Raw genomic sequence first — 26,646 nt, forward strand, 5'->3', positions numbered from 1 at the left:
TTCCCGCCCGCGTTTTCCCAGGTCGAAGGGGTGCCCCGGAGCCCCCGAGGGCGCACCCCGACACAACTCGGGCCGGCCCCCTTTGGGGGACCGGCCCTCGATTCAGCAGTGGCGGCGGCCATCGGCCCGCCGCGCGCCCGGGCGGCTAGCCATACATCCGCCGCATCGCGAAATCGACCATCTCCTCCACGGCCTTCGCGTCGAAGACCATGCGGTGGTCGCCCTCCATGTCGAGGACGAACCCGTAGCCGGTCGGCAGCAGGTCGAGCACCTCGGCGCCGGTGATCACGAAGTACTTGGACTCCTTGCCCGCGTACCGCCGCAGTTCCTTGAGCGAGGTGAACATCGGGATCACCGGCTGCTGGGTGTTGTGCAGCGCCAGGAAGCCGGGGTTGTCACCGCGCGGGCAGTAGATCTTGGACGTGGAGAAGATGCCCTGGAAGTCCTCGGCCGACATCGAGCCCGTGGTGAAGGCGCGCACCGCATCGGCGAGGGAGGGCGGGGACGGCTCGGGATACAGCGGCTGCTCGCCGTAGCCTCCGGGGGCCGCTTGCTGCGGCGGGGGCGGCGCTCCGTACTGCTGCTGCCCTGCACCCGCGTTCTGGTCGTAGCCGTACATGCGCCACAGCGTACTGAGTCGGCGATTCGCCGGGGGACGCTCGTCACAGATGGGCGGTAGGGGTTGATTCTTATTACCGGTGGGTAGCATCATCATAGGCACTTGCTACTTGCTGGTATTTGCGTTTGAGGTCCTCCCTCCCGAACCCTTACGGAGCCGTATCCATGGGGCACTACAAGTCGAATCTCCGCGACATCGAGTTCAACCTCTTCGAGGTGCTCGGCCGTGACAGCGTGTACGGCACCGGACCGTTCGCGGAGATGGACGTCGACACCGCCAAGAGCGTGCTGTCCGAGATCGCCCGGCTGTCCGAGAACGAACTGGCCGAGTCGTTCGCCGACACGGACCGCAACCCGCCGGTCTTCGACCCGGAGACCAACACCGCGCCGGTTCCGGACACCTTCAAGAAGAGCTACCAGGCCTTCATGGACGCCGAGTGGTGGCGTCTGGGCATCCCGGAGGAGCTCGGCGGCACCACCGCGCCGCGCTCCCTCCTCTGGGGCTTCGCCGAGACGATCCTGGGCGCCAACCCGGCCGTGTGGATGTACGCGTCCGGCCCCGCCTTCGCCGGCGTCCTCCACGAGGAGGGCACCGAGGAGCAGCACCGCATAGCCCAGCTGATGGTGGACAAGCAGTGGGGCTCCACGATGGTGCTCACCGAGCCGGACGCCGGTTCGGACGTCGGCGCCGGCCGCACCAAGGCCGTGCAGCAGGCGGACGGCACCTGGCACATCGAGGGCGTGAAGCGCTTCATCACCTCCGGTGAGCACGACATGTCCGAGAACATCGTGCACTTCGTCCTCGCCCGCCCCGAGGGTGCCGGTCCGGGCACCAAGGGCCTGTCGCTCTTCATCGTGCCGAAGTACGACTTCGACTGGGAGACCGGCGAGCTGGGCGAGCGCAACGGCGCCTACGCCACCAACGTCGAGCACAAGATGGGCCTGAAGGCCTCCAACACCTGCGAGATGACCTTCGGCGCCAACCACCCGGCCAAGGGCTGGCTGCTCGGCGAGAAGCACGACGGCATCCGCCAGATGTTCAAGATCATCGAGTTCGCGCGGATGATGGTCGGCACGAAGGCCATCGCCACCCTCTCCACCGGCTACCTCAACGCGCTGGAGTACGCCAAGGAGCGCGTGCAGGGCCCGGACCTGGCGGCCTTCACCGACAAGACCGCCCCGCGCGTCACGATCACCCACCACCCCGACGTGCGCCGCTCGCTGATGACGCAGAAGGCGTACGCCGAGGGCATGCGCGCCCTGGTGCTCTACACCGCCACGGTCCAGGACGAGATCCTCGTCAAGGAGGCCGCGGGCGAGGACGCGAGCGCCGCGATCCGCCTCAACGACCTGCTGCTGCCGATCGTGAAGGGCTACGGCTCGGAGAAGTCCTACGAGCAGCTGGCGCAGTCGCTCCAGACCTTCGGTGGCTCCGGGTACCTCCAGGAGTACCCGATCGAGCAGTACATCCGGGACGCCAAGATCGACACCCTCTACGAGGGCACCACCGCGATCCAGGGCCAGGACTTCTTCTTCCGGAAGATCGTCCGCGACCAGGGCCAGGCGCTCACCGCCCTCTCCGACGAGATCAAGAAGTTCCTCGCCGACAACACCGGCGGCGAGGAGCTGGAGCAGGCCCGCGGCGAGCTGGCCAAGGCCGCGGCCGACCTCGAGGCGATCGTCGGCGCCATGCTGACCGACCTCGCGGCGACCGAGAAGGACGTCAAGTCCATCTACAAGGTCGGCCTCAACACCACCCGCGTGCTGCTGGCCTCCGGCGATGTCGTCATCGGCTACCTCCTGCTCAAGGGTGCGTCGGTGGCCGCCGAGAAGCTGGCCGGCGCCTCGGCGAAGGACAAGCCCTTCTACACCGGCAAGATCGCCGCGGCGAAGTTCTTCGCGCACAACGTCCTGCCGGGCGTCTCCGTCGAGCGCGGCCTGGCCGAGTCCGTGGACCAGTCGCTGATGGAGCTCGACGAGGCCGCGTTCTGAGCGCGGATTCCGCGGCCCCGCTGCGGCGTTTCTCTTAGAGGTCTCTCAGATTGACCGTCCAGACTGACGGGGCCCGCCTCTCTTCCCCCGGAGAGGCGGGCTCCGTCATGTCCGGGGAAGGTGCGGCGGATGGCAGGACAGCGCAGCGGGCATGCCCCCCGTATGCCGGTACCTCGGCCGGAAAACCCGGAATCCACCGCTCCGCAACGTTTACCGGTCCGGAGGGCAGAAATCCTGGCCGGAAGGGTGCGCAGTCGCGACGCATGCGCACGGGGAATGCGGGGTCCGGCTCCTTATGCTGAATCCATGACCAACTCCGCCCGCTTCGATCGCGGCCACACCGACGACCTGATGTCCTATCTCGCCGCCAGTCCGTCGCCCTACCACGCGGTGGCGAATGCGGCGGAGCGGCTGGAAAAGGCCGGTTTCCGGCAGGTCGCCGAGGTCGACGCATGGGACGGCGAGAGCGGCGGGAAGTATGTGCTGCGCGGCGGAGCGATAGTCGCCTGGTACGTGCCGGAGGGCGCACACGCGGCCACTCCGTACCGAATTGTCGGGGCTCACACCGACTCTCCCAATCTGCGAGTCAAGCCGATTCCGGACACCGGCGCCCGCGGCTGGCGGCAGATCGCCGTCGAGATCTACGGCGGCACCCTGCTCAACACCTGGCTCGACCGTGATCTGGGGCTGAGCGGCCGGGTGACGCTGGGGGACGGCAGCCACCGGCTCGTCCATGTCGACCGGGCGCTGCTGCGGGTGCCACAGCTGGCCGTCCACCTCGACCGGTCGGTGAACTCCGACGGCCTGAAGCTGGACAAGCAGCGCCATATGACGCCGATCTGGGGCCTGGGCGGGGCGGCCGAAGGCGATCTGATCTCCTTCGTCGCCGAGGAGACCGGCGTCCCGGCCGACGACATCAAGGGCTGGGACCTGATGGTGCACAGCATCGAACCACCCGCCTATCTGGGCCGCGACCGCGAGCTGGTCGCCGGTCCACGGATGGACAACCTGCTCTCCGTACACGCCGGTACGGCCGCGCTCACCGCCGCAGCGGCCACCGGCAGCGCCCTGACCAGCATTCCGGTGCTGGCCGCCTTCGACCACGAGGAGAACGGCAGCCAGTCCGACACCGGTGCGGACGGCCCGCTGCTCGGCACGGTGCTGGAGCGCTCGGTCTTCGCCCGCGGCGGCTCGTACGAGGACCGGGCACGGGCCTTCGCCGGCACCCTGTGCCTGTCGTCCGACACCGGGCACGCCGTCCACCCCAACTACAGCGAGCGGCACGATCCGGGCCACCACCCGATGCCCAACGGAGGACCGATCCTCAAGGTCAACGTCAATCAGCGCTATGCCACGGACGGCAGCGGACGGGCCGTCTTCGCGGCGGCCTGCGAGCGGGCCGGGGTGCCGTGGCAGAGCTTTGTGTCCAACAACTCGATGCCGTGCGGGACCACCATCGGGCCGATCACCGCGGCCCGGCACGGCATCTCGACGGTCGACATCGGCGTAGCCATCCTGTCCATGCACTCGGCGCGTGAGCTGTGCGGTGCCGAGGACCCGTATCTGCTGGCGAACGCCCTGACGGCCTTCCTGGAGGGCTGAGTTGGAATTCTCACTGCTCGGCCCGATCGCCGTGACGACCGGCTCCATGGAGCTGTCGCTCGGGCCCGCCAAACGGCGCAGTGTGCTGGCGCTGCTGTTGCTGCAGCCCAACACCACCGTCCCACTGGAGCAGTTGATCGACTCCCTGTGGGAGGACGAGCCGCCCGAACACGCCCGTACGGTCGTCCAGGGGCATGTCTCGCGGCTGCGCGCCACGCTCGCCGAAGGCGGTGCGGAGGCGTACGGCATCGAGCTGACCACGCATGGCTCCGCCTATCTCCTGCGGATGCCGGAGGAACTGATCGACGCTCACCGGTTCGGTGAGCTGGTGGCGCTGGCGCGCCCCGAGGCGGCGCCGGCCGATGCCGTACCACTGCTGCGCGAGGCGCTCGGCCTGTGGCGCGGGCCCGCGCTGACCGGCACGGTCACCAGCCCGCCGTTCGCGGCCGCCGCCCATGCGCTGGAGGAGCGGCGGCTGACGGCCGTGGAGGCGCTGGGTCGGGCGCACGGCACGCTCGGCGAGCACGAACAGGCCGCGGCCATCCTCTACTCCGCGGCCGTCAACCACCCCCTGCGGGAAGGCCTGATCGCCGGGCTGATGCGGGCGCTGTTCCGTACGGGGCGGCAGTCCGATGCGCTGGAGTGGTTCCACCGCACCCGCCGGCTGCTCAACGAGGAACTGGGCGTCGATCCCGGCGAGCGGCTGCGCGGCGCCTACGAGGAGATTCTGCGGGCGGAGGCGGCCGGCGGGGGACGGACGAAGCCGACGGGTGGGGCCCGTGCGACGGGTGCCGCTTCCGGTGGGACCGCCGGTGACGGTCGCGCCGGGGCTTCCGGGGAGAGCCGTTCCGCGACAGGTGGTGGGCCACGGCCCGTACCGGGCGGCACCGGTGCGGCGGGCGCCCGTGGTGGCGAGGCCGCGCCAGGGGCCGACGGGACGCGGACGGGCACGCCGGACGGCGCCCGTGCCGGGTCCGGCTCGGGGCGGGCCGGTGCGGCACCGCGGTTGCTGCCCCGGCCGCCGGCCCGCTTCCTGGGGCGGGAGGACCAGCTCACCGCGCTGACGGCCGTGTTGACGGACCGTGCGACCGGGGAGAGCCCGCTCGCGGTGGTGGCGGGACCGGCCGGTGTCGGCAAGACCGCCTGTGCGGTGCAGTGGGCGCATCTGTACGCCGGGTCCTTCCCCGACGGGCAGCTCTTCGCCGATCTGCGTGGCTTCGGCGAGGGCGACGAGGCTTCGCCGGCCGAGATCCTGCGCGACTTCCTGCTGGCGCTCGGCACGCCGCCGGAGCGGGTGCCCGGTTCGGCCCAGGCCGCGTCCGCGCTGTTCCGCTCGCTGGTCGCGGAGCGCCGGCTGCTGGTCGTCCTCGACAATGCGCGCAGCTCGGCGCAGGTACGGCCGCTGCTGCCCGGCGGCCCGCGCTGCGCCACGGTCGTCACCAGCCGCAGCCGCCTCGACGGGCTGGTCGCCACCGACTGCGCCCGGCCGGTCGGCCTCCAGACGCTCGGCCACGAGGAAGGCGCTGCGCTGCTCGGCGCCATGCTCGGCCCGGACCGGGTCGCCGAGGACCCGGCAGCCGCACGCGAGCTGGTCGATCTGTGCGACGGTCTGCCGCTGGCGCTGCGGGCCGCGGCCGCTCAGCTGACCGCCCGGCCGCGCTGGCGGCTGGCCCGGCTGGCCGCGGCGCTGCGCGACGAACGGCGGCGGCTGGCGCTGCTGTCCGCGGAGGACACCGGGATCGCGGCGGCCCTGCGGATGTCCGTCGCCCGGCTGTCGGCCGACGACGCACAGCTGCTGTCCGCGCTGGCGACCAGCGCGGACGGACACCTCAACGCGTCGCTGGCGGCGGCGCTCGCCGGATACGACCCGGAGCGCACCCAGGACGGTCTGGACCGGCTCGCGGAGATGCATCTGGTGGACGAAGAGGCCACCGATGTCTACACGATCAGCACGCTGACGCAGCTGTTCGCGCGGGACGAGCGCGGGGAGAGCGGCGACGGGGGCAAGCGCGGTACGGGTGACGGGAGCAAGGGGAGTGACGGGCGCGGCTGAGCCCGTGGCCGTCCCCGGGCGGGGACGTTAGGCGCACGTTAGTGGCACGCCAGCGGCGAGCGGCAGTCTTGTGGTCAGAACGCAGGACAGGCCACAGGCCAGACCGCAGGACGTACCGCCGGCGCGGTACGGGCCACCGACCGGGGGAGACCGGAATGCCGCGCAGCCACCACCGCTCCGAGTCCGTCATCGAGACCGGCGCCCCGCGCCCGTCCCGTGCGGCCCGCCGCCGTACGCTGCGGATCGCCGCGGCCGGGCTGACGGCCGTCGCCGCGCTCACCCTCACCGCCTGCGGCGGCCAGGACAATCCGCTCCAGACCGGCGCCGCCAAGCCGTTCAACCCGGCGCCCCAGGTCTCCGAGGACCCGGCGGCGAAGGGTGACGGCGGCCCCCAGGGCGGCACCCTGCCCGAACGCGGCCGGGCGGAGCAGGCCTCCGCCGAGCACGGTGGCACGGGTACGGGTGCCCGCACGAGCGGCACCGGGGCGGGCACGAGCAGTGCGGGCAAGCGCGGCGGCGCCACCGGCAACCGGCACACCGCCTGCGACGCCGCGAAGATCCGGATCGTCGCCCAGCCGTTGAAGCGGCCGGTCAACCATCTGCTGCTGGAAGCCACCAACACCTCCGGCGCCGCCTGCGACCTCCACCTCTCCCCCTACCTGCGGTTCGGCGACGCACAGTCCCCCCTCGCCGAACTGCCGGACAGCAGGCCGCAGTCCGTGGTCACCCTCGCCCCCGGCGAGTCCGGCTACGCCGGTGTGCTGACCTCGTCCGCCGACGGTTCCGGCCGGAACGGCCACACGGCGACCTCGCTGTCCGTCAGCCTCCCCGGCCGCGACGGCAAGGGCAGCATCGGCGGCTCAACGACGGTGGCGCTTCCCGGAGGCTCGGTGTACATCGATGACAGCGCGTGGGTGACGTACTGGCAGTCGGACGCGAGTGCCGCGACGGCGTGGTGAGCCCCGGCCGGTGGTTCGCCGTCCGCGGTCCCGGACCGTGGTCCGGTGAGCCGTGGGCCGGTGAGCCGATGGCCGGCAGGCCGTCAGGTGCCTGACGCAGGCTGAAGAGGCCGACGGCACAAGCCCCTTGAACCAGGGCGCCCGCATCCCCCAGCGGGCGCCCTTTCTTCTGCCCTCTGTCACTCCCCGCTTTCCGCTGTCCGCTGCCCGCTGTCCCGTCATGTCTCACACCGCGGCCCGTCTCGTCCCGGTTTCCGGGTGTCTTTGCAGGTCACAGCTGTGCGCACGACCGGGACATCCCATGGGACGGGGAACCGCCGGGCGGCCCGGCGCCCCGCTCCACGATGGTCTCCGTCGCCGTGAGCAGACCGTCCGGCGGCTCACCGATCGGGCCAACCGGCCCTGTACGGAGGGGAATCGGCATGTACGAGCACAGCAGCACGCACCCGGCGGACACCACAAGCCCCGCGGACCGGACCGCCCCCATGACGCGTCACCCGCAGTCCCCGTTCCGCAGGACCGTGTGGCGCACGGCGCTGCCCGCGGTGGCCGCGGCCGGGATCAGCGTCGCGGGGTTCACGGGATTCGCCCACGGCAGTGACGTGGGCGGCGCGACCACCGGCGGGCACTCCGCGACCGCCACCGAGCTCTCCCACGACAGCTCCGCCCGCACCGTCCGCGCCGCGGGAACCGGCTCCGTACGGCAGGCCGCCGCTGCCGACTTCCCCACGTGGGGTACCCGTTGGGTGGTGCACGCCACCGCCGACGCCGGCTCCCCCGCCGTCGGGGTGATCAATAAGACGGCGCCGGGACAGGACCGGATCACCGCCGACTACCAGGTCGACACCGGCCGCAAGGTGTGCGAGGGCAGCTCCTGCTCGACGTTCATGGCGCATCTCACCGGGCCGGTCAGCGGCTTCCTCAGCGTGGTGGCGGTGGACATCCCGCAGGACCGGCTGCCGGGCGTACCGGTCCAGGGCGGCGGTGGGCAGCCGCAGCCGCAGCCCGGCGGTTCGCGCGAGGAGATGCTGAACCGCGCCGCCACCTGGCTGACCGCGAACAACGGCGCCCAGGTCCCGTACAGCCAGGCCAAGGTCTGGAAGGACGGCTACCGCCAGGACTGCTCGGGCTATGTGTCGATGGCGCTCGGTCTGCCGACGCCCGGCACCAACACCGTGGGGCTGGCCACCAATCGCGACATCACCCGGCCCCTCTCGGTGGGCGAGCTCAAGCCCGGTGACCTGCTCATCGACGCCTCCGGTGACAACAACACCCGGCATGTGGTGATCTTCGAGAAGTGGAACAACGACGCCCACTCCTCGTACACCGCCTATGAGCAGCGCGGCGATCACGGCACGGACCACCGGACGCTGACCTACGGCCTGCCCGGCGGCGACGCCGAGTTCAAGCCCTACCGTCCGGTGAAGTTCGGCGACTGACCCCGCTCGGGGAGCGCGAGGTCCGACGGAAGATCTCACGCTGTTTCACGTGAAACGTCACCATCTGGTCCGGGTGCGATCCGGATCGTGTCACGAGGGGCACTTCCGCCACAGGGGAGCGGAAGTGCCCCTCGCGCGCGTATGCCCGCTGTGCTGGAATGCGAGACGTGCCTGGCCATCAGAACCACGCTCATGTCCGCCGTAAGCCGTTGGCTCCGCTGCCCGACGAACTCTCCGGCCCGGTACGGGACTTCGTCGCCTCCTTACGCCGTATGCATGGCGAACTCGGCTACAGCCTGAAGCAGTTGGAGAGCCGGCTGCCCGTCAGCCGCTCCTCCCTTTCCCGCTATCTGCGGGGGCAGAGCCTGCCCGACGAACGGCTGCTGGTGCAGTGGTGCACGCTCTCCTTCACCGGCGAGGACCGGCTGCCCGCTCTCGTCGAACTGCTGCACCGCGCCCAAGAGGCGGCGGACGCGGGCGAGCCGGCAGAGCGGGACGGTGCGCCCGACGGGGAGCCCCGGGCGGACGCCGAGGGCCGGGCCGGCGGCGACGGGACGGAAACCGGAGCCGCCGCGACAGCCGGCCGGCGCCGGCGGGGGCTGGTGCTCGCCGGGCTCGGAACCGCCGCGGCAGTCCTCGCCGCGGCGTTGGCCGTACCAGCGCTGACCAGCTCGAACGGGGCGCCGGACAACGGCGGCGACGGCCGGGCACCGGGTGCGAAGAGCGCGGCGTCGGCCACCGGGTCCGCCCGGATCACCGTCCACAATGTCGAACGGGACTGTCAGCACCGGCGCACCGAGAACTGCGCACTCGGGCTGGCCCGCGATCCGTACCGGCTCTATCGCCGCTCCAATGTCGTGGGCCATGTCTGGCACGGCGAGATGCTGCGCGCGGTCTGCCGGATCGCCAATGGGATCACGGTCACCGATGAGGTGGGCGGGCACAGCAGCATGTGGTTCCGGGTCGGTCACGACCGCGATCAGGTGTGGGTGCCGGCCATCCGCATCCGCCCGGAACAGGTCGAAAACACCGCGCTGCCCGGCTGCCCGGGCTGACTCTTCAGCCCCCGCTCCGGACCGGTTCCGCGTCACCCGCAGATTGATCTTCACCCCCGTCACGGACCGCCCCTGTCCCCCACATACCGCCTATGACCTGCGATGACGCCATATCGACGGGCGCTCGATGCACCCACCCTGGTGCATCGACCGGCAATGGATATCGTGGCCGTGCCATGACAGACACACCACGCTGATACCGCAGCAACTCACGGGGGGAACCACCCATGACCGCACGCCGCTCCCGCCACCGCTCCGCCGCGTACGCCGCGCTGGCTCTCGGGCTGGCCGGTTCGCTCGCGCTGACCGGCTGCAACAGCCACTCCTCGAAGAAGTCGAAGAAGTCGTCCTCCTCGTCCTCCAAGAGCAAGAAGCGCAAGATCATCGGTGGCGGTGCGGCAGCGGCGGGCGCGGGAGCGGCCTCGCGGCGGGTGCCCGACTGCTACCCCAGCACGTACAAGCTCACGTTCTCCCAGCAGACCGGCCCGAAGAGCCATGTGGCCGTGAAGTTCAAGAACTCCACCAGCCGCGACTGCAAGCTCTACAACGCGCCGCTGCTGCGCTTCAACAACGCCAAGGACCCGCTGCCCCTGTCACAGGGCACGCCCGGCCACCTCGACGGCACCCGGATCACCGTGCCCGCCCACGGTTACGCCTACGCGGTCATCCCCACCAACACCGCGGCCACCAAGGGCACCGAGCAGAAGTCAGTGGCCGTCGATTTCATGGGCATCTCGGCGAGCTCCGTCACGCACGGTCCGGCGACCGTCAACTTCGCGGAGAAGCGGTTCCACATCTCCGTCGGCAAGAGCAAGGTCACCAACTGGAGCTCGAGCATTCACGGGGCGCAGCTGGCGGGCGGCGTCGGGAAGTAACCCCGACGCCCGGGCCGACCCGACCGGCCGGCCTCGGCCCGGGCCCGGTCAACGGGCCCGGGGTCCGCGCTCCTACTCGGCGTCCAGCCCGGCCAGGACGAGCCCCAGTCGGGCCACCCCGCCCTCGGCGATCTCGACCGGTACGCCCCAGTCCTGCTGGTGCACATGGCAGGCGGGGTACTCGATGTCCGGGGCGTCATCGCAGGACGCGGCCATCGCCGAGACATGCAGCACGCCCTCGGTTACCCCATCCGCGAGGACCAGATCCCGGGTGAGGTCGGTGCCGGCGCCCGCTCCGTCGGCGAGCAGCTCCGGCGGCGTCGCACTGACCAGCAACCGGGTCGAGGGTCCGTAGCGGGTGTCGAGCTTCTGGCCGGCCGGGGCCTGGAAGACCACCTCCAGCCGCAGCGCACCCGGAGCGACCTCGGTGGCCGCGCGCTGGGTGCGATGCGCCACCGACTCGACGCGGATCGCCTCCTCCGGCAGCCGCAGCCGCGTCAGCCGGTGCCGCGCCGACTCCACCACCACGATGTCGCCGTCGACGAGCACCGCGTCGGAGGGCTCGCGCAGATCCTTCGCCAGTGTCGTCACCTCGCCGCTCGCGGGGTCGAAGCGGCGCAGTGCGTGGTTGTAGGTGTCCGCGACGGCGACCGAGCCGTCGGGCAGCGCGGTCACTCCCAGCGGATGCTGCAGCAGCGCCTGGTCGGCGGCGCCGTCGCGGTGTCCGAAGTCGAACAGGCCGGTGCCGACGGCCGTACGGACGACATAGCCGTCGCCCGCGCCGGCGGGCTCCACCCAGCGGACCGCGCTGGTCTCCGAATCCGCGACCCACAGCCGGTCGCCGGCCGCCGCGAGCCCGGACGGCTGCGCGAACCACGCCTCGGCGGCCGGGCCGTCCACCAGGCCCTCGTTGGTCGTACCGGCCGCGACCTGGACCGTGCCGGCAGCCGGGTCGTACGTCCACAGCTGATGCACTCCGGCCATCGCGATCCACAGCCGGTCCTGCCACCAGGCGAGGTCCCACGGCGAGGAGAGGTCCACCTCGCGGGCCGGGCCCGAGGCCGGTGAGCCCTGCCACCACTGCTTGCCGGTGCCGGCCACCGTCTCCAGCGTGCCGCTGTCGGGGTCGAAGACGCGGATGGCGTGGTTGACCGTGTCCGCGACGGCCACCCTGCCGTCGGGCAGCAGTGCCAGGCCCTGCGGTTCGTTGAAGGAGTCCGCGGTCAGCCCGCGCTCACCGGTGCCGATCCGGCGCAGCACCTGCTCGCCGTCCGCCGCCAGCTCCACCAGCTGATGCCGGGTGGTGTCCGAGACGAGGAAGCTGCCGCCCGGCAGCCGCACCGCCTTGCCGGGGAAGCGCAGATCGGTGGCGACCGGCTCCGGCGGTACGTAGGGACCGTCACCGCGGCGCAGGGTGCCCTTCGCCGTGTGCTCGGCCTCCAGCTCCTCGACGAGCTTCTCGATGGCGTGCGCATGGCCCTCGCCGGCGTGCTGCGCGACGACATACCCCTCGGGGTCGATCACCACGAGCGTCGGCCAGGCCCGTACCGCGTACTGCTTCCAGGTGGCGAGCTCGGGGTCGTCGAGGACCGGGTGCTCGACGCCGTACCGCTCCACGGCGTCCACGACGGCCTGGTGCTCGGCCTCGTGCACGAACTTCGGGGAGTGCACACCGATGATCACGACCGTGTCGCGGTGCCGCTCCTCCAGCTCCCGCAGCTCATCGAGGACATGCAGACAGTTCACACAGCAAAAGGTCCAGAAATCCAGGACGACAATGCGTCCTCGCAGGTCGGAGAGGGTCAGATCCTTGTTGCCGGTGTTCAGCCAGCCGCCCTTGCCGGTCAGCTCGGGGGCGCGGACGCGTGCACGTGAAGCCATGTGGACATTCAACGTCACTCCGGTGCGTGCGCATTCCGCAGGGCCCCGGGGGAACACGTCAGCCATGGAGCAATCTCCCGGGGGAGCCTCCCCGCGCCCTGGCAAGTACGTGGTACGCGACCGCATCTTCGGCATCGGTGACGACTACTGGATCGAGGACGAGCACGGACGGCACGCCTTCCTCGTGGACGGGAAGGCGCTGCGGCTGCGGGAAACCTTTGAGCTGAAGGACCCCGAGCGGCGGGTGCTGATCACCATCCGCAAGAAGATGCTCAGCCTGCGCGACACGATGACCATCGAGCGGGACGACCAGCCGCTGGCCACGATCAAGCGGAAGCGGCTCTCGCTGCTGCGCAACCACTACCGCGTCGAGCTGGTGGACGGCACCGAGCTGGACGTCAGCGGAAAGATCCTGGACCGGGAGTTCGCGATCGAGTACGAGGGCGAACTGCTCGCGGAGATCTCGCGGCGCTGGCTGACGGTGCGTGACACCTATGCGGTCAACGTCGTACGGGACGACGCGGATCCGCCGCTGCTCATCGCCATCGCCGTGTGTGTGATCCGGCTGGCGGAGCGGGAGCGCGGGGAGGACTGAGAAGCACGCGTTCCGGGCGTACGGCGCACCCCTCTGCGGCCGGGAAGCATCGGCCTACGATGGTCGTCCGAAAGCACTGCCGGGGTGCCCGTGCGCAGCGTAACTTAACTGCACAGACAGCAGCCCGCGTACGAACCGTCCGAGGGGTCCCGTGACCGTCCATCCCAGCCTTCAGTCCTCCATCGATGCCTGGACTCACTCCATAGAAGCGATAACCGAGCTGGTTACTCCGCTCGTCGAAGGCGAGTGGAACAGGGCGACGGACCTCCCAGGATGGTCCGTGCGCGATGTGGTCTCCCATGTCATCGGCCTGGAATGCGAAATGCTGGGCGACCCGCGGCCGATCCACACCCTGCCGCGCGATCTCTACCACGTCCGCAGCGAGTCGGCGCGACGGATGGAGGTGCAGGTCGACGTCCGCCGGCACCACACCGCGCCGGAGATGCTCGGCGAGCTCGAATACACCGTCATCCGCCGCTCCCGGCAGCTGCGCAACGAGTCCCGCCAGCCGGACGCCGTGGTGCGCAGCCCGCTCGGCGAGGACCGCTCGCTGGAATTCGTGCTGCAGCAGCGGGCGTTCGATGTCTGGGCGCATGAGCAGGACCTGCGCCGGGCGCTCGGCAAGCCCGGCAATCTCGACTCCCCCGGCGCGCAGGTGACGCGCGATCTGCTGGTGACGGTGCTGCCCGGCATCGTCGCCAAGCGGGCCCAGGCGCCCGCCGATTCAGCGGTGGTCTTCGACGTCAGCGGACCGCTGGAGTTCCTGCGTACGGTCCGCATTGACGCCGAGGGCAACGCCACGATCGACGGCAGTGTCTCGCTCGGCCCGACCGTGACCCTCGCCCTGGACTGGGACACCTTCCACCGGCTGGCCTGCGGCCGGGTGCGCCCGGCGGCCGTCACCGAGCAGATCAAGATCGACGGGGACGCCGGACTGGCCGCGGCGATCCTGGACCACTTCGCGGTCACGCCGTAGCACCAAGGGTGGGCGGACGGCGTCCCGGCGGGCATCCGCCTCGTCCACGCCCCTGCCCGTCGGCCGGCCGGAGATCCAGAGCCGGCACCGGAGTATGAGCCGTTTCACGTGAAACAGCCCTGTCCGTTCCACGTGAAACGGGCCCGGCCGCCGCGTGCTCGGCCGCCTTACGCCGGAACGTGAACCGCCTCGACCCGGCTGACGACCAGCCGTTCGCGCTCGCGTCGCGCCGCACGCCGCCGCAGCCGCAGAATCTGCGAGACGCCGAGCGCTTCCAGGACGAAGATCGAGGCGAAGGCGATCCGGTAGTTGTCCCCGGTCGCGTCCAGCAGAACACCGACGGCGAGCAAGGTCGTCATCGACGCGGTGAAGCCGCCCATGTTGACGATGCCGGAGGCGGTGCCCTGACGCTCGGGCGGGTTGGCGGGCCGCGCGAAGTCGAAGCCGATCATCGAGGCGGGGCCGCAGGCGCCCAGCACCGTACACAGCACGATCAGCAGCCCCATGGGCGCATGATCGGCCGGCCAGGCCAGCACGATCGCCCACATCAGCCCCGTGGCGCCCACCGTGCCCAGTGCCAGCGGGGTGCGGGCCGCATGGTGACGGGCGATGATCTGGCCGTAGACCAGCCCCACCGCCATGTTGGAGAGCACCACGAGGGTGAGCAGTTCACCGGCGGTGCCGCGGGACAGCCCCTGCGCCTCGACGAGGAACGGCAGGCCCCAGAGCAGCAGGAACACCATCGCGGGGAACTGGGTGGTGAAGTGCACCCACATGCCCAGCCGGGTGCCGGGCTCCCGCCAGGCCTCCGCGATCTGCCGGCGCACGAACCCGGGGCCGGTGTGCCCGGCGGACGCGGGCGGCGGCTCGAAGCCCTCGGGGTGGTCCTTGAGGAAGAGCAGCAGCACGATCAGCACGACGATCCCGCCGGCCGCGCTGGCGGCGAAGGTCGGGGTCCAGCCGAAGGAGTGCAGGAACCGGGCGAGGACGAGCGTGGAGATCAGGTTGCCCGCCATCCCGACCAGCGCGGCGATCTGGGCGATCATCGGCCCACGGCGGGCCGGGAACCACCGCGAGCCCAGCCGCAGCACGCTGATGAAGGTCATCGCGTCCCCGCAGCCGAGCAGCGCACGCGAGCCGAGCGCCATGGCGTACGACGAGGAGAGCGCAAAGCCGAACTGGCCGAGGGTGTAGAGCACCACGCCGAGCGTCAGCACCTTCTTGGGGCCGAGCCGGTCGACCAGCAGACCGACCGGGATCTGCATCCCGGCGTACACCAGCAGCTGGAGGATGGAGAACGTCGACAGCGCCGAGGCGTTGATGTGGAAGCGCTCGGCGGCGTCCAGCCCGGCCACGCCGAGGCTGGTGCGGTAGGTGATCGCGACGAAGTAGACCGCGACGCCGATGCCCCAGACGGCCATCGCCCTACGGCCACCGGGCGGGTCCGCGGGCATCAGCCGGGCCGAGCCGCCGCCTATACCGGAGCCGTCCGGGCCGGGGGAGTCACCGGCACGTCCGCTGCCGGCGCTCATCGCACCTCGCCCTGCGCGAGGTTGCGGACCCAGCTCACGTGCCGCTGCACGACCTCGGTCGCGGCGTCCGCGTCTCCGGCGCGCAGCGCCTCCAGGATCTCGGCGTGTTCGGTGATGTTCTTGGCGATCCGGTCCGGGTGGGCATGCATCACCGCGACACCCATCCGCAGCTGACGGTCGCGCAGCTGCTCATAGAGCCGGTCCAGGATCTGATTGCCGGCGCTGCGCACGATGGCGGCGTGGAAGGCGCGGTCGGTGACGGACACGGCGGCGAGGTCGCCTGACGCTGCCTGCTCCCGCATCGTCTCCAGCAGCTCGGTCAGCTCGCCGACCAGCGCCTCGCTCGCGGGCACCGCCTTGGCCGCGGCGTGCTTCTCCACCAGCAGCCGGGTCTCGACGACGTCGGCGATCTCCTGCGCGGAGACCGGCAGGACCAGCGCGCCCTTCTTGGGGTAAAGCTTGATCAGCCCCTCGACCTCCAGCCGCAGCAGCGCCTCGCGCACCGGTGTCCGGGACACCCCCACGGCGTCGGCCAGCTCACCCTCGGTGAGCAGCATGCCGCCCTCGTAGCGGCGTTCCAGGACGGCGTCCTTGATGTGCGCGTACACCCGCTCCGCGGCGGGCGGCTGCTTGGCGGCGGTCTCTCTGGCGGGAGCGGTGGGCGTGGACGCTGAGGGCATGCGCACAGGATAGATACAACAGGTATGCGTTCGACACTTCATTCCGCGATGCGGACAGTTGATGTCACGTTTGTCCTGGTAGAGGCGCTATGGGCCGTGGCGCGGAACGGCCGCCGGGGCGCCCGCGTGCGCCCCGGCCCGTCCGCCGCCCGGCAGCGCCCTCAGCCCGGCGGTGCGTCAGCCCCGCATCCGCCCCTGCGCGACCAACCTGTCCACGACCTGCGCATGGGCGGGCGCACAGCGCTCCCGCGCTTCCTGACGGTCGAACCAGGCGTATTCGGCGATCTCCCGGCCGGGGACCGGTGCGATGTCCTGGGGCCCACCGGTGAAGCAGGCCATATGCAGCCGGCGCCCGTTCTTCCCGTGGGCGACGTCATGGATGACACATGCCTCCGACAGCTCCTCGGCGGGCACCACCAGGCCGAGTTCCTCACCGAGCTCGCGCGACAGCGCCTCCCGTGCGGTCTCCCCGGGCTCGTACTTGCCGCCCGGGAGATAGAAGGTGTCGTTCCCCCGCGTCCGTACGCTCAGCAGCCGCCCCTCCCGCAGATGCAGCCAGCCCACCGACTTCAGCGGCGCGGCGCGCTCCAGAGTGATCAGCAGATGGCCGGTCTCCTCGTCCGTCCGGCGCCCCCGCTCCGTGAAGCCCAGGTACGCGCAGAAGCGTCGGCCCCGGGCGTTGCCCTCGAAGACCTCCAGGGTCAGCGCGCCGTGCAGCGCCGCCGCATGCTCCAGCAACTCCCGCCCGGCTCCGCCACCTTGGGCGTCCGGTGCCACGAACAGCCCGCCGACCTCGGCCCCGGGCCCGTTGCCGCCCTCGGGCCCGTCGCCGTCCCCGGGCCCGTCGACCCGCAGTCCGAGCAGACCGATGACACTGCCCTTCCGTTCGGCCACCCAGTTCTCTGCCCGGACGAGGTCCACCTCGCGGAGGAGCCGGGCCCGTTCGCCCGCGCCCTCCCCGTCGAGGAACGGATGCGCCTGCCGCGCGGCCCGGGACCACAGATCGGTGACAACGTCCTGGTCGGACGGCCGATAGCGCCTGATGATCATTTCGCTGCTCATTTCGCCGACCGTAAACAGCGCGGCCGACCGCGGCAAACCCTTTCCCGGCCACTGCGGGAAGGGGGACCCCAGAGTGATGTCGGGTCCACCTCAGGTCGGACAGGAGTCCGTACCTGCCGCGTACGGACCGCGGCCAATCTCATGGGTGAATAGAGACAGGGAGCCGGGGAGGCTCCGACACCAAGGGGAGTTGACCATGCAGTCCAGGACGAACGCCGGCCGCCGTACGCGGAACACCGTCGTGCTGGCATTGATCGTCGCCGGCCTGTGGGCGGGCATCGCCCTGACCCGCGGCGCCGCACGCACCGACGAGTCCGGCCCGACCGGGCCGGTGGGCCACTTCAGCCGCGCGGTGGAGCTCATCCGCGGCTGACCGGCCACCGGCCCCGTCGCCGGCCCGCTACGCCTTGCGCGGCTCGCCGCGATACGTACCGAACGACCAGAGGTTGCCCTCGGGATCGCGGACACCGAATTCCCGCGATCCGTAGTCGGTGTCGGCCGGCTCGGCGATGATCTCCGCCCCGGCAGCTCTGGCGCGGGCACACAGCTCGTCGGGACGGTCGGTGACGACATAGCCCCCGAACGTCCCGGGCCGCAGCGGCCAGCGGTCGTCCTCCGCTTCCTTGACGGAGCCGAGCATGATGCCGCCGCCTTCGGGCCAGGAGAGCTGGGCGTGCTCGACACGCTCGCCCTCCCCGTGGACCACGGTCTCCTCGAAGCCGAACGCATCGACCAGGAAGCGGATCAGCGCACGGGCATCGCGGGCCCGCAGCGTCGGCCATACCTGGGGTGCGGGGGTGGTGTCGGACAGGTTCTCGGGCATGATCGCCGGACCTCCTGGATCGGAACGCGGTCCCCGGTGGGCCGCCGTCTTCAGCGTTCCTCGATGGCGCCCCCGGCGGCTTGGACGTTTCGGAACTCCTCGGCGAGCCACTGGCTGGGCGGGCAGCCGGCCAGCGAGCGGAACTCCCGGGCGAGATGCGCCTGGTCGAAGTAGCCACAGCGCACCGCCAGATCGGCCAGCAGCGGTGGGCGGCTCGTACGGGCCCGGTCGCCGAGCAGCCGGCATGCCCGGTCGAAGCGGATGACCCGGGCGGCGGTCTTGGGCGCCAGACCGGTCTCCTGCCGGAAGCGGGCGGTCAGATGGCGCGCGCTCCAGCCGACGTCATCGGCGAGCAGGGCCACCGGTGCGGCGCCCCGGGTCCGCGCCAGCAGCTGCCAGGCGCGGACCACTTCGGGCGACGGTCCGGAGCCGCCCGGCTCCCGCGACAGGCAGCGCAGCAAGTAGGCATCCAGCAGCGCGAACCGCTCCGGCCAGCCCTGTGCCGCTCGCAGCCGCTCACCGAGCTCCGCGCCCTGCCGTCCGAGGACGGCATCCGCGGGGAGGTCGATGCTCGCCAGCTCGCCGGCCGGCAGCCCCAGCAGGGCGCGGGCGCCCAGCGGATGCAGACCGACCTGGATGCCGGACTGACGGCCGGGGTGGGCGATCAGCGCGGGGCGGGTGTGCAGACCGCCGATGAGGGTGTCGTAGGTGCCGGGGGCCTGCCCGGGATCGGGGTGGCCGGTCAGCGTGAGCGGCTCGTCGAGGGTGAAGATCAGGGTCAGCCGGGGCGAGGGGAGCCCACGGTGCCGGCCCGGTGGCAGCCCGGCCTGCCGGTATCCGGTGTAGGAGCTGACGTATGGCCGGAGCGGCGGCGCGGGGCAGGCGACCGGCCGCTCGTCCACAGGGCCGGGGCGGACCCGAGGCGGCGTTTCACGTGAAACGCCGCTCCGAACCGCCCGGCCCCGCATTCCGGCTCATCCCCAGGTGATGAGCCGCTTGGGCCGCTCCAGCACCGCCGCGACATCCGCGAGCAGCTTGGAGCCCAGCTCGCCGTCGATCAGCCGGTGGTCGAAGGACAGCGCGAGGGTGGTGACCTGACGCGCCTTCACCTTGCCCTTGTGGACCCACGGCTGGAGCTTGACCGCACCGAAGGCGAGGATCGCCGACTCCCCCGGGTTGAGGATCGGCGTACCGGTGTCGACGCCGAAGACGCCGACGTTGGTGATGGTGACCGTGCCACCGGTCATCGCCGCCGGCGAGGTCTTGCCCTCGCGGGCGGTGGCGACCAGATCGCCCAGATCCTCGGCGAGCTGGGGCAGCGTCTTGGCTCCGGCGTCCTTGATGTTCGGGACGATCAGCCCGCGCGGGGTGGCCGCCGCGATCCCGAGGTTCACATAGTCCTTGTAGACGATCTCCTGACGCGCCTCGTCCCAGGCCGCATTGACCTCCGGGTGGCGCCTGATGGCCACCAGGAAGGCCTTGGCGACGAGCAGCAGCGGGTTGACGCGCAGCCCCGCCATGTCCGGGTCCTGCTTGAGCTCCTGGACCAGCTTCATCGTGCGGGTCACATCGACGGTGATGAACTCCGTGACATGCGGCGCGGTGAAGGCGCTGGAGACCATCGCCTGCGCGGTGGCCTTGCGTACGCCCTTGACCGGCACCCGCCGCTCACGGGCGGCGGCGTCGACGACACCGGCCGGGGCGACCGCCTCGGCGACGGGGGCCGGACCGGGAACCTCGGCCGGGGCGGGCGCCGCCGCCGGAGCGGCGGCCGCATGGACGTCCTCGCGGGTGATGATGCCGTCCGGCCCGGTGGGGGCGATCGTCGCCAGATCGATCCCGAGATCCTTGGCGAGCTTGCGCACCGGCGGCTTGGCCAGCGGCCGGCCGACGGCCCCGGCAGCTGCACCGTTCGCGACCGGAGCCACAGGAGCCGCCGGTGCAGACGGTGCGGCCGGGGCGGGCGCCGTCCGCCCGTTCAGCTCCGCCTGGAGCGCGGCGCTCACCGGCTCCTGCTGGGCCGGAACCCCGGCCTGGGGCTTGCGTGCGCGGCGCTTGGTCGAGGACGGCGCGGCACCGTAGCCGACCAGCACCGCCTGCCGGCCCTGCGGCTCGGCCTCCTCCTCGTCCTTGGCGGCGTCCTGCGGCGCCTGCTCCGGCGCCGGTGCCGGAGCCGTGGCGGGCCCGGCACCGGGGTCGGTGTCCACGGAGATGATGACGGTGCCGACATCGACGGTGACGCCCTCGCCGAAGTTCAGCTCGTGCACCACCCCGTCATAGGGAATGGGCAGTTCGACGGCGGCCTTGGCGGTCTCGACCTCACAGACGACCTGGCCGTCGGTGACGGTGTCGCCCGGCTGGACGTACCACTTGAGGATCTCGGCCTCGGTCAGTCCCTCGCCGACGTCGGGCATCTTGAACTCGCGGAAGCGCTGGGCCTTGGCGGTACTTGCAGTCATGGTCACGAACTCTCCTCAAACCCTCAGTACGCCAACGCACGATCAACGGCGTCGAGCACCCGGTCCAGTCCCGGAAGGTACTCGTCCTCCAGACGGGAGGGCGGATACGGGGAGTGGAAACCGCCGACCCGCAGGACCGGGGCCTCCAGGTGGTAGAAGCACCGCTCGGTGATCCGGGCGGCGATCTCGGCACCCGCGCCGAAGAAGACCGGGGCCTCGTGGACGACCACCAGCCGGCCGGTCTTCTGCACCGACGACTGCACGGTGTCGAAGTCGATCGGGGAGAGCGAGCGCAGGTCGACGACCTCGAGCGACTTGCCCTCCTCGGCCGCGACATTGGCGACGTCCTGGCAGACCTTGACCATCGGACCGTAGGCGGCCAGCGTGAGGTCGGAGCCGGTCCTGGCGACCCGGGCCTTGTGCAGCGGGTCCGGGATCGACTCGGTGTCCAGCCGCGACTTGTCGTGGTAGCGGCGCTTGGGCTCGAAGTAGATGACCGGGTCGTCGCCCGCGATGGCCTGCTGGAGCATCCAGTAGGCGTCGGAGGAGTTCGAGGGAGAGACGATCTTCAGGCCCGCGACATGCGCGAAGAGCGCCTCGGGGGACTCGGAGTGGTGCTCGACCGCGCCGATGCCGCCCGCGTACGGGATGCGGATGACGACCGGCACCTTGACCTTGCCCAGCGCGCGGGCGTGCATCTTCGCGAGCTGGGTGACGATCTGGTCGTAGGCGGGGAAGACGAAGCCGTCGAACTGGATCTCGACGACCGGACGGTAGCCGCGCAGCGCCATACCGATCGCGGTGCCGACGATGCCGGACTCGGCGAGCGGGGTGTCGATCACCCGCTCCTCGCCGAAGTCCTTCTGCAGACCGTCGGTGACGCGGAAGACGCCACCGAGCTTGCCGACGTCCTCGCCCATGACGAGGACCTTGGGGTCGGCCTCCATGGAGGCGCGCAGCGACTCATTGATCGCCTTGGCGATGGTGATCTTCTCGAAGACGGCCATGGTCAGTTCCCCTCCGCGACAAGATCGGCGTCGGCGAACGACGCCTGGTACGCGGCGAACTGCGCGCGCTCCTCATCGACGAGCGCATGCCCGTCGGCATAGACATTCTCGAAGATCGCCATGGTGTCCGGGTCGGGCATGGCGCGTACGGCATCGCGGACCCGCTTGCCCAGGGCCTCGCTCTCCTCGTCGATCGAGGCGAGATAGGCCTCGTCGACGATGCCCTCGGCCTCCAGATACGTCCGCAGCCGCAGGATCGGGTCCTTGGCCTCCCAGGCCGCCCGCTCCTCGTCCGCCCGGTACTTCGTCGGGTCGTCGGAGGTGGTGTGCGCGCCCATGCGGTAGGTGAACGCCTCGATGAGCATCGGGCCCTGGCCGGTGCGTGCCCGCTCCAGCGCCGCCTTGGTCACCGCCAGACAGGCCAGTACGTCATTGCCGTCGACCCGTACGCCGGGGAATCCGAAGCCACGGGCGCGCTGGTAGAGCGGCACCCGGGTCTGCTTCTCGGTGGGTTCGGAAATCGCCCATTGGTTGTTCTGGCAGAAGAACACGACCGGGGCGTTGTAGACCGCGGAGAAGGTGAAGGATTCCGCGACATCGCCCTGGCTGGAAGCGCCGTCACCGAAATAGGCGATGACCGCGGAATCCGCGCCGTCCTTCTGCACACCCATCGCATAGCCGGTCGCATGCAGAGTCTGCGAGCCGATGACGATGGTGTAGAGGTGGAAGTTGTTGGTGTTGGGATCCCAGCCGCCGTGATTGACACCGCGGAACATGCCCAGCAGGTTCGTCGGGTCGACTCCGCGGCACCATGCCACACCGTGCTCGCGGTAGGTCGGGAAGACGTAGTCGTCGTCGCGCAGCGCGCGGCCGGAGCCGATCTGGGCGGCTTCCTGGCCCAGCAGCGAGGCCCACAGGCCCAGTTCGCCCTGGCGCTGGAGGGTGGTCGCCTCGGCATCGAACTTCCGCGTCAGGACCATGTCGCGGTAGAGCCCGCGCAGTTCTTCTGCGGAAAGATCGATCGAGTAATCCGGGTGCTCGACCCGCTTACCTTCGGGCGTCAGCAGTTGTACGAGCTGATCCTGCTCCGCCTGGTCGGGCCGGCCGGAGTTCCGGGCCTTGGCCGGGGACGCCTTCTTCGCCGACGTCGCCTTTTTGGCGGTGGTGCGCTTGCTGCTGCCGCGGGCGTTTTTCCGCTGCGCAGTGCCTTCCACGGTCACGTGCTGCTCCTCCGTCTGTCCGGCCCCCGGGGTCCGCCGGTGGCCGTATTGCGGCTCACCCGGTATCCGATACGGCGCACGGGGTGTGTGCGATCGCGGCCGGATCCGGGTGGAACAAAGCTCCCGGACAGTGGCCTGCTCATTGCACGTTACCCATTGTCAAAGCCGAAGTGGAAACGGCGCTGACCTGCGATTTTGCTTGGATTTCCAAGTAAATCGCGAAGGCTTGGAACAACTCCTGGTCACAGCGTTGCAGGCCGCCGGGACAACGGCACGTTATATCGGTGACCTGGAGCACGGGAAGGGTTGATGTGTGAGACTGGTGGGGTGCGCGAAGACGGAAAAATCACGGTATTCCTACTCGATGACCACGAAGTTGTCCGGCGTGGCGTCCACGAAATGCTGTCGGTCGAGGACGACATCGAGGTGGTCGGGGAGGCGGGTACTGCCGCAGATGCCCTGGTCAGGATCCCGGCGACCCGTCCGGACGTCGCGGTGCTCGATGTCCGGCTGCCCGACGGGAGCGGTGTCGAGGTCTGCCGCGAGATCCGTTCACAGGATGAGGACATCAACTGCCTGATGCTCACCTCGTTCGCGGATGACGAGGCCCTCTTCGACGCGATCATGGCCGGTGCGGCCGGTTATGTCCTCAAGGCCATTCGGGGGAACGAACTGCTCTCGGCGGTACGCGAGGTGGCCGCCGGGAAGTCACTGCTCGACCCCGTGGCCACCGCCCGGGTGCTGGAGCGGCTGCGCGACGGCAACTCCGCGAAGGGCGACGACCGGCTGGCGAGCCTCACCGACCAGGAGCGCAGGATCCTCGATCTGATCGGCGAGGGAATGACCAATCGCGCCATCGGTGAGCGGCTCCATCTCGCGGAGAAAACGATCAAGAATTACGTCTCCAGTCTGCTTTCCAAACTCGGAATGGAGCGCCGCTCCCAGGCCGCCGCCTATGTCGCCCGCATGCAGGCGGAACGGCACTGAACAGTCCAGGGGGTGCCCCGCATTCCCGCGTTCGGCTGCGCGGCCGCCACGGCCGCCGGCAGACCGCCGAGCGGGAGCCGATGCGCCGCCTTCCCCCTGTGCGCACTCTGCGTAAGGCCTTCCGGCACGCCCACTCCGACGGGCGTAGTTGATCTAACATCTGGCGCGTGCTGCGCTCATCTGTAGTCCGGACGGCGGCGACGCCCGACAAAGACACCCTCGGATCCCTGCTCCGCCACTACGCGGGCGCCGGTGCGCCGCTGTCCTGTGAACCCGTCGCCGAGGGCCTGCTCAACCACGGCTATTTCCTCGCCACCACCCGCGGCCGCTACTTCCTCAAGCACCACCTCGACGGCGACCGTGCCGCCCTCACCCGCCAGCACCGCGCCACCTACCGGCTCGCCGCGCTCGGCCTGCCGGTCGCCCCGCCCGTCGCCCATACGGACGGCAGCACCGTCACGGTCCTCGACGGCCGCTGCTACGCCCTGCACCCCTGGGTCGAAGGCCGCCATCTCGGCGGCGCCGCGCTGACCCGCGGCCAGTCCTGGCGGCTCGGCGCCCTGCTCGGGCTGGTGCACAACGCGCTGGAGGAGGTCATGGTGGACGAACCACATCCGCCCCGGCCGCCCTGCGCGGACGCCGGCGCCGACCCCGAGCGGACCTTCGAGACGATCGACGAGCTGCTGGCCCTGGCCCGCGGCGCCCGGCCGCGCACCAGCTTCGACGAACTCGCCGAACACCGTCTGCTGGAGCGCCGGGCCTTACTGGCGGAGCAGGCGCACCGCCGCCCGGCCCCCGGCGCCGAGCCCCCGGCGGGCTGGGTGCACGGCGACTTCCACCCGCTGAATGTGCTCTACCGGGGCACGGAACCGACCGCGATCGTCGACTGGGACCGGCTGGGCGTCCAGCCGCGCGCCGAGGAGGCGGTACGCGCCGCCGCGATCTTCTTCGTACGCCCCTGCGGCACCCTGGACCTGGCCAAGGTGGCGGCGTACGCGGGCGCCTACCGCAGCGCCTGCGGAGCCGGTGCCGAGGAACTCGCGGCGGCCGTCCACCGGGTGTGGTGGGAGCGGCTGAACGACTTCTGGATGCTCACCTGGCGCTACCAGCTGGGCGACCGCCGCACCGATCCTCAGTTCCCGGCGGCGGCCGCCCTGGCCGTGTGGTGGACCCGCGAGTACCGGGCCGTACGGAACGCGTTCACCCGCTGAACGGGGAGCGGGGCACCCGTCAGCCGGTCGCGCCCGACGTCAAGCCGCTGTCCGGGCCACCGGTGCCCGCGCCACCGTCGTCGGTCCCGCCCGTGGGGTCCGTGGGCTCGGTGGGATCGGTGGGCTCGTCCGACGGCTCTTCGGGCGTGCTCGGCTCCTCCGTCGGCGGCTGAGAGGTCGGCGGCTGAGAGGTCGGCGGCTCGGACGTCTCCGGAGTGCTGGGCTCCTCCGTCGGCGGCTCGGAGTACGTGCCGCCGTCACCGCCCGTGTCCTCGGGCTCGGTCTCCGGAGTGCTCGGCTCCTCCGTCGGCGGCTCGCTCGTCTTGTCGTCCTGCGACGGCGAAGGCGACTGCGTGGTGGGAGTCTCGTGCTTCTGGTCCTGGCCGCCGGTGTTCTGCAGCGCGAAGGCGACACCCACCGCAATGGCGATCACCGCCAGCGCCGCGATCAGCCAGATCTTGCCGCGGCCGCCCTTGGACGGCCGGGGCCCGCCGTCGAAACCGCCGTCGTCGTCGCGCCTACCGGGCGTCAGGATCGGCTGCGCCGTGGTCTGGCCGGCGTCGGGGTGCGGCAGCGCCGTGGTGGCCGCGGTGCCCATCGACGGGGTGAGCCCGCCCTCGTGCATGGCGACCGGGCCGGTGCTCCAGGTGCCGGTGTGGCCGCCCTGCTCGTGCAGCATCTGCAGCGAGTACTGGACCAGGCCGCGCATCTCCTCGGCGGACTGGAAGCGGTCGTCGGGGTCCTTCGCCAGCGACCGCATGACCAGGCCGTCCAGCTCCGGCGGCACCGCGTCGGCGACCTGGGACGGCGCCACCGGCATGTCCTGGACATGCTGGTAGACGACCGAGAGCGGGGTCTCGCCGGTGAACGGCGGCCGCAGCGTGAGGAGTTCGTAGAGCAGACAGCCGGTGGCGTAGAGGTCGGAGCGGGTGTCGACGGTCTTGCCGAGCGCCTGCTCCGGGGAGAGGTACTGGGGCGTGCCCATGACCATGCCGGTCTGGGTCATGGTGGACGCGGCGCCGTGCAGGGCGCGCGCGATGCCGAAGTCCATGACCTTGACGGCGCCGCTGTTCGTGATGATCACGTTCGCGGGCTTGATGTCCCGGTGCACGATGCCGTGCTGGTGGCTGTAGGCCAGCGCCTCCAGCACACCGGAGACGATGATCAGCGCCTGGTCCGGCGGTGGGGCGTCGGCGTTGAGCAGCAGATCGCGGATGGTGTGGCCCTCGACCAGCTCCATCACGATGTACGGCACGGTGTTGCCGCCGACCAGGTCCTCGCCGGAGTCGTAGACGGCCACCACCGCGTGGTGGTTCAGCCCGGCCACGGACTGTGCCTCCCGCGTGAAGCGGGCCTTGGAAACCGGGTCCTCGGCGAGGTCGGCACGCAGCAGCTTCACGGCGACGGTACGGCCAAGACGTACGTCCTCGGCCGCGAACACCTCCGCCATACCGCCGCGGCCGAGCCGTCGCGTGAGCCGGTAGCGGCCATCGCCGACCAGCCCGCCGTTGCCCCACATCTCCGGTGCGTCGGGGATATTGGAGCCGGTGGCGTCAGGATCGGACGGGCCCTGGGGGCTCTGCGTCGGTGCCATCGGTCCTCGCCGTCGAATCAATCCGC

The 26,646-nt window shown here is 71.0% G+C and carries 23 protein-coding genes; 12 read left to right on the plus strand and 11 right to left on the minus strand.

Annotated elements, in window-relative coordinates:
• Positions 1-145 precede the first annotated feature (145 nt).
• A complete protein-coding gene (locus NUT86_RS20580) occupies positions 146-619 on the minus strand; it encodes an SseB family protein (protein ID WP_018092739.1) in 474 nt (157 codons plus the stop codon).
• A gap of 164 nt (positions 620-783) precedes the next feature.
• Here NUT86_RS20580 and NUT86_RS20585 point away from each other — a divergent pair, with 164 nt between their 5' ends.
• From NUT86_RS20585 to NUT86_RS20615, 7 genes are all read left to right on the plus strand, one after another.
• Positions 784-2,610 carry an acyl-CoA dehydrogenase gene (locus tag NUT86_RS20585; protein WP_018092738.1) on the plus strand — a complete coding sequence of 609 codons (1,827 nt, stop codon included), beginning with the start codon at positions 784-786 and terminating at the stop codon, positions 2,608-2,610.
• A 306-nt stretch (positions 2,611-2,916) separates the two neighbouring features.
• The gene (locus NUT86_RS20590; RefSeq protein WP_018092737.1) at positions 2,917-4,212 is read left to right on the plus strand and encodes a M18 family aminopeptidase; all 1,296 of its coding nucleotides are present in this window, start codon (positions 2,917-2,919) and stop codon (positions 4,210-4,212) included.
• A gap of 1 nt (position 4,213) precedes the next feature.
• Positions 4,214-6,265 (plus strand): AfsR/SARP family transcriptional regulator, encoded by a 2,052-nt coding sequence (locus NUT86_RS20595; protein WP_274736916.1) that lies wholly within the window; start codon positions 4,214-4,216, stop codon positions 6,263-6,265.
• Between the two features lie 155 nt (positions 6,266-6,420).
• Positions 6,421-7,224 (plus strand): DUF4232 domain-containing protein, encoded by an 804-nt coding sequence (locus tag NUT86_RS20600; RefSeq protein WP_274736918.1) that lies wholly within the window; start codon positions 6,421-6,423, stop codon positions 7,222-7,224.
• 422 nt (positions 7,225-7,646) lie between these two features.
• Positions 7,647-8,663, plus strand: a complete 1,017-nt coding sequence (locus NUT86_RS20605) for a hypothetical protein (protein ID WP_274736920.1) — start codon at positions 7,647-7,649, stop codon at positions 8,661-8,663.
• 158 nt (positions 8,664-8,821) lie between these two features.
• Positions 8,822-9,718 carry a helix-turn-helix domain-containing protein gene (locus tag NUT86_RS20610; RefSeq protein WP_274736922.1) on the plus strand — a complete coding sequence of 299 codons (897 nt, stop codon included), beginning with the start codon at positions 8,822-8,824 and terminating at the stop codon, positions 9,716-9,718.
• Between the two features lie 227 nt (positions 9,719-9,945).
• The gene (locus NUT86_RS20615; RefSeq protein ID WP_274736924.1) at positions 9,946-10,593 is read left to right on the plus strand and encodes a DUF4232 domain-containing protein; all 648 of its coding nucleotides are present in this window, start codon (positions 9,946-9,948) and stop codon (positions 10,591-10,593) included.
• Positions 10,594-10,665: 72 nt separating this feature from the next.
• On the opposite strand, the gene NUT86_RS20620 is transcribed toward NUT86_RS20615, so the two are convergent.
• The gene (locus NUT86_RS20620; protein WP_274736926.1) at positions 10,666-12,474 is read right to left on the minus strand and encodes an NHL domain-containing thioredoxin family protein; all 1,809 of its coding nucleotides are present in this window, start codon (positions 12,472-12,474) and stop codon (positions 10,666-10,668) included.
• Positions 12,475-12,538: 64 nt separating this feature from the next.
• On the opposite strand from NUT86_RS20620, the gene NUT86_RS20625 reads away from it, so the two are divergent.
• Entirely contained in the window at positions 12,539-13,069 is a 531-nt protein-coding gene (locus NUT86_RS20625; protein ID WP_159487461.1) for an LURP-one-related/scramblase family protein, read from the plus strand.
• Between the two features lie 151 nt (positions 13,070-13,220).
• The gene (locus NUT86_RS20630; protein ID WP_026170193.1) at positions 13,221-14,045 is read left to right on the plus strand and encodes a maleylpyruvate isomerase family mycothiol-dependent enzyme; all 825 of its coding nucleotides are present in this window, start codon (positions 13,221-13,223) and stop codon (positions 14,043-14,045) included.
• Between the two features lie 167 nt (positions 14,046-14,212).
• Here NUT86_RS20630 and NUT86_RS20635 read toward each other — a convergent pair whose 3' ends face one another.
• From NUT86_RS20635 to NUT86_RS20645, 3 genes are all read right to left on the minus strand, one after another.
• Entirely contained in the window at positions 14,213-15,466 is a 1,254-nt protein-coding gene (locus NUT86_RS20635) for an MFS transporter (protein WP_159489242.1), read from the minus strand.
• Between the two features lie 107 nt (positions 15,467-15,573).
• On the minus strand, positions 15,574-16,257 hold the full coding sequence (locus NUT86_RS20640) for a GntR family transcriptional regulator (RefSeq protein ID WP_148588446.1): 684 nt from the start codon (positions 16,255-16,257) through the stop codon (positions 15,574-15,576).
• Between the two features lie 177 nt (positions 16,258-16,434).
• On the minus strand, positions 16,435-17,319 hold the full coding sequence (locus tag NUT86_RS20645) for a GNAT family N-acetyltransferase (protein WP_274736930.1): 885 nt from the start codon (positions 17,317-17,319) through the stop codon (positions 16,435-16,437).
• Between the two features lie 196 nt (positions 17,320-17,515).
• Here NUT86_RS20645 and NUT86_RS20650 point away from each other — a divergent pair, with 196 nt between their 5' ends.
• On the plus strand, positions 17,516-17,692 hold the full coding sequence (locus NUT86_RS20650; protein WP_167540541.1) for a hypothetical protein: 177 nt from the start codon (positions 17,516-17,518) through the stop codon (positions 17,690-17,692).
• 27 nt (positions 17,693-17,719) lie between these two features.
• Here the strand turns inward: NUT86_RS20650 and NUT86_RS20655 are convergent, their stop codons facing one another.
• From NUT86_RS20655 to pdhA, 5 genes are all read right to left on the minus strand, one after another.
• On the minus strand, positions 17,720-18,142 hold the full coding sequence (locus NUT86_RS20655) for a VOC family protein (RefSeq protein WP_018092726.1): 423 nt from the start codon (positions 18,140-18,142) through the stop codon (positions 17,720-17,722).
• A 50-nt stretch (positions 18,143-18,192) separates the two neighbouring features.
• Entirely contained in the window at positions 18,193-19,044 is an 852-nt protein-coding gene (locus NUT86_RS20660) for a helix-turn-helix domain-containing protein (RefSeq protein ID WP_159487455.1), read from the minus strand.
• 72 nt (positions 19,045-19,116) lie between these two features.
• Positions 19,117-20,601, minus strand: coding sequence for a dihydrolipoamide acetyltransferase family protein (locus NUT86_RS20665; protein ID WP_274736935.1), 1,485 nt, complete (start codon positions 20,599-20,601; stop codon positions 19,117-19,119).
• A 23-nt stretch (positions 20,602-20,624) separates the two neighbouring features.
• Positions 20,625-21,608: an alpha-ketoacid dehydrogenase subunit beta gene (locus tag NUT86_RS20670; protein ID WP_018092723.1), complete on the minus strand. Its 984-nt coding sequence runs from the start codon at positions 21,606-21,608 to the stop codon at positions 20,625-20,627.
• 2 nt (positions 21,609-21,610) lie between these two features.
• Complete coding sequence (pdhA, locus tag NUT86_RS20675) at positions 21,611-22,828, minus strand: pyruvate dehydrogenase (acetyl-transferring) E1 component subunit alpha (protein WP_018092722.1); 1,218 nt, start codon at positions 22,826-22,828, stop codon at positions 21,611-21,613.
• A 327-nt stretch (positions 22,829-23,155) separates the two neighbouring features.
• Here pdhA and NUT86_RS20680 point away from each other — a divergent pair, with 327 nt between their 5' ends.
• Positions 23,156-23,815: a response regulator gene (locus tag NUT86_RS20680; RefSeq protein ID WP_026170189.1), complete on the plus strand. Its 660-nt coding sequence runs from the start codon at positions 23,156-23,158 to the stop codon at positions 23,813-23,815.
• A 167-nt stretch (positions 23,816-23,982) separates the two neighbouring features.
• Positions 23,983-25,026, plus strand: coding sequence for a phosphotransferase (locus NUT86_RS20685; protein WP_159487451.1), 1,044 nt, complete (start codon positions 23,983-23,985; stop codon positions 25,024-25,026).
• 19 nt (positions 25,027-25,045) lie between these two features.
• On the opposite strand, the gene NUT86_RS20690 is transcribed toward NUT86_RS20685, so the two are convergent.
• Positions 25,046-26,620 (minus strand): protein kinase domain-containing protein, encoded by a 1,575-nt coding sequence (locus NUT86_RS20690; protein ID WP_093640990.1) that lies wholly within the window; start codon positions 26,618-26,620, stop codon positions 25,046-25,048.
• Positions 26,621-26,646 lie beyond the last annotated feature (26 nt).

This window comes from Streptomyces sp. G7(2002) (assembly GCF_028870195.1).
GTDB classification, from domain to species: domain Bacteria; phylum Actinomycetota; class Actinomycetes; order Streptomycetales; family Streptomycetaceae; genus Streptomyces; species Streptomyces nigrescens.

Bases quoted from the DNA above. Each gene is read 5' to 3' on its own strand.
- NUT86_RS20590 (WP_018092737.1), top strand. From the start codon at position 2,917: ATGACCAACTCCGCCCGCTTCGATCGCGGCCACACCGACGACCTGATG.
- NUT86_RS20585 (WP_018092738.1), top strand. From the start codon at position 784: ATGGGGCACTACAAGTCGAATCTCCGCGACATCGAGTTCAACCTCTTC.
- NUT86_RS20580 (WP_018092739.1), bottom strand. From the start codon at position 619: ATGTACGGCTACGACCAGAACGCGGGTGCAGGGCAGCAGCAGTACGGA.
- NUT86_RS20650 (WP_167540541.1), top strand. From the start codon at position 17,516: ATGCAGTCCAGGACGAACGCCGGCCGCCGTACGCGGAACACCGTCGTG.
- NUT86_RS20640 (WP_148588446.1), bottom strand. From the start codon at position 16,257: ATGCCCTCAGCGTCCACGCCCACCGCTCCCGCCAGAGAGACCGCCGCC.
- NUT86_RS20690 (WP_093640990.1), bottom strand. From the start codon at position 26,620: ATGGCACCGACGCAGAGCCCCCAGGGCCCGTCCGATCCTGACGCCACC.
- NUT86_RS20645 (WP_274736930.1), bottom strand. From the start codon at position 17,319: ATGAGCAGCGAAATGATCATCAGGCGCTATCGGCCGTCCGACCAGGAC.
- NUT86_RS20655 (WP_018092726.1), bottom strand. From the start codon at position 18,142: ATGCCCGAGAACCTGTCCGACACCACCCCCGCACCCCAGGTATGGCCG.
- NUT86_RS20610 (WP_274736922.1), top strand. From the start codon at position 8,822: ATGCGAGACGTGCCTGGCCATCAGAACCACGCTCATGTCCGCCGTAAG.
- NUT86_RS20665 (WP_274736935.1), bottom strand. From the start codon at position 20,601: ATGACTGCAAGTACCGCCAAGGCCCAGCGCTTCCGCGAGTTCAAGATG.
- NUT86_RS20615 (WP_274736924.1), top strand. From the start codon at position 9,946: ATGACCGCACGCCGCTCCCGCCACCGCTCCGCCGCGTACGCCGCGCTG.
- NUT86_RS20600 (WP_274736918.1), top strand. From the start codon at position 6,421: ATGCCGCGCAGCCACCACCGCTCCGAGTCCGTCATCGAGACCGGCGCC.
- NUT86_RS20605 (WP_274736920.1), top strand. From the start codon at position 7,647: ATGTACGAGCACAGCAGCACGCACCCGGCGGACACCACAAGCCCCGCG.
- NUT86_RS20625 (WP_159487461.1), top strand. From the start codon at position 12,539: ATGGAGCAATCTCCCGGGGGAGCCTCCCCGCGCCCTGGCAAGTACGTG.
- NUT86_RS20620 (WP_274736926.1), bottom strand. From the start codon at position 12,474: ATGGCTTCACGTGCACGCGTCCGCGCCCCCGAGCTGACCGGCAAGGGC.
- NUT86_RS20670 (WP_018092723.1), bottom strand. From the start codon at position 21,608: ATGGCCGTCTTCGAGAAGATCACCATCGCCAAGGCGATCAATGAGTCG.
- NUT86_RS20635 (WP_159489242.1), bottom strand. From the start codon at position 15,466: ATGGCCGTCTGGGGCATCGGCGTCGCGGTCTACTTCGTCGCGATCACC.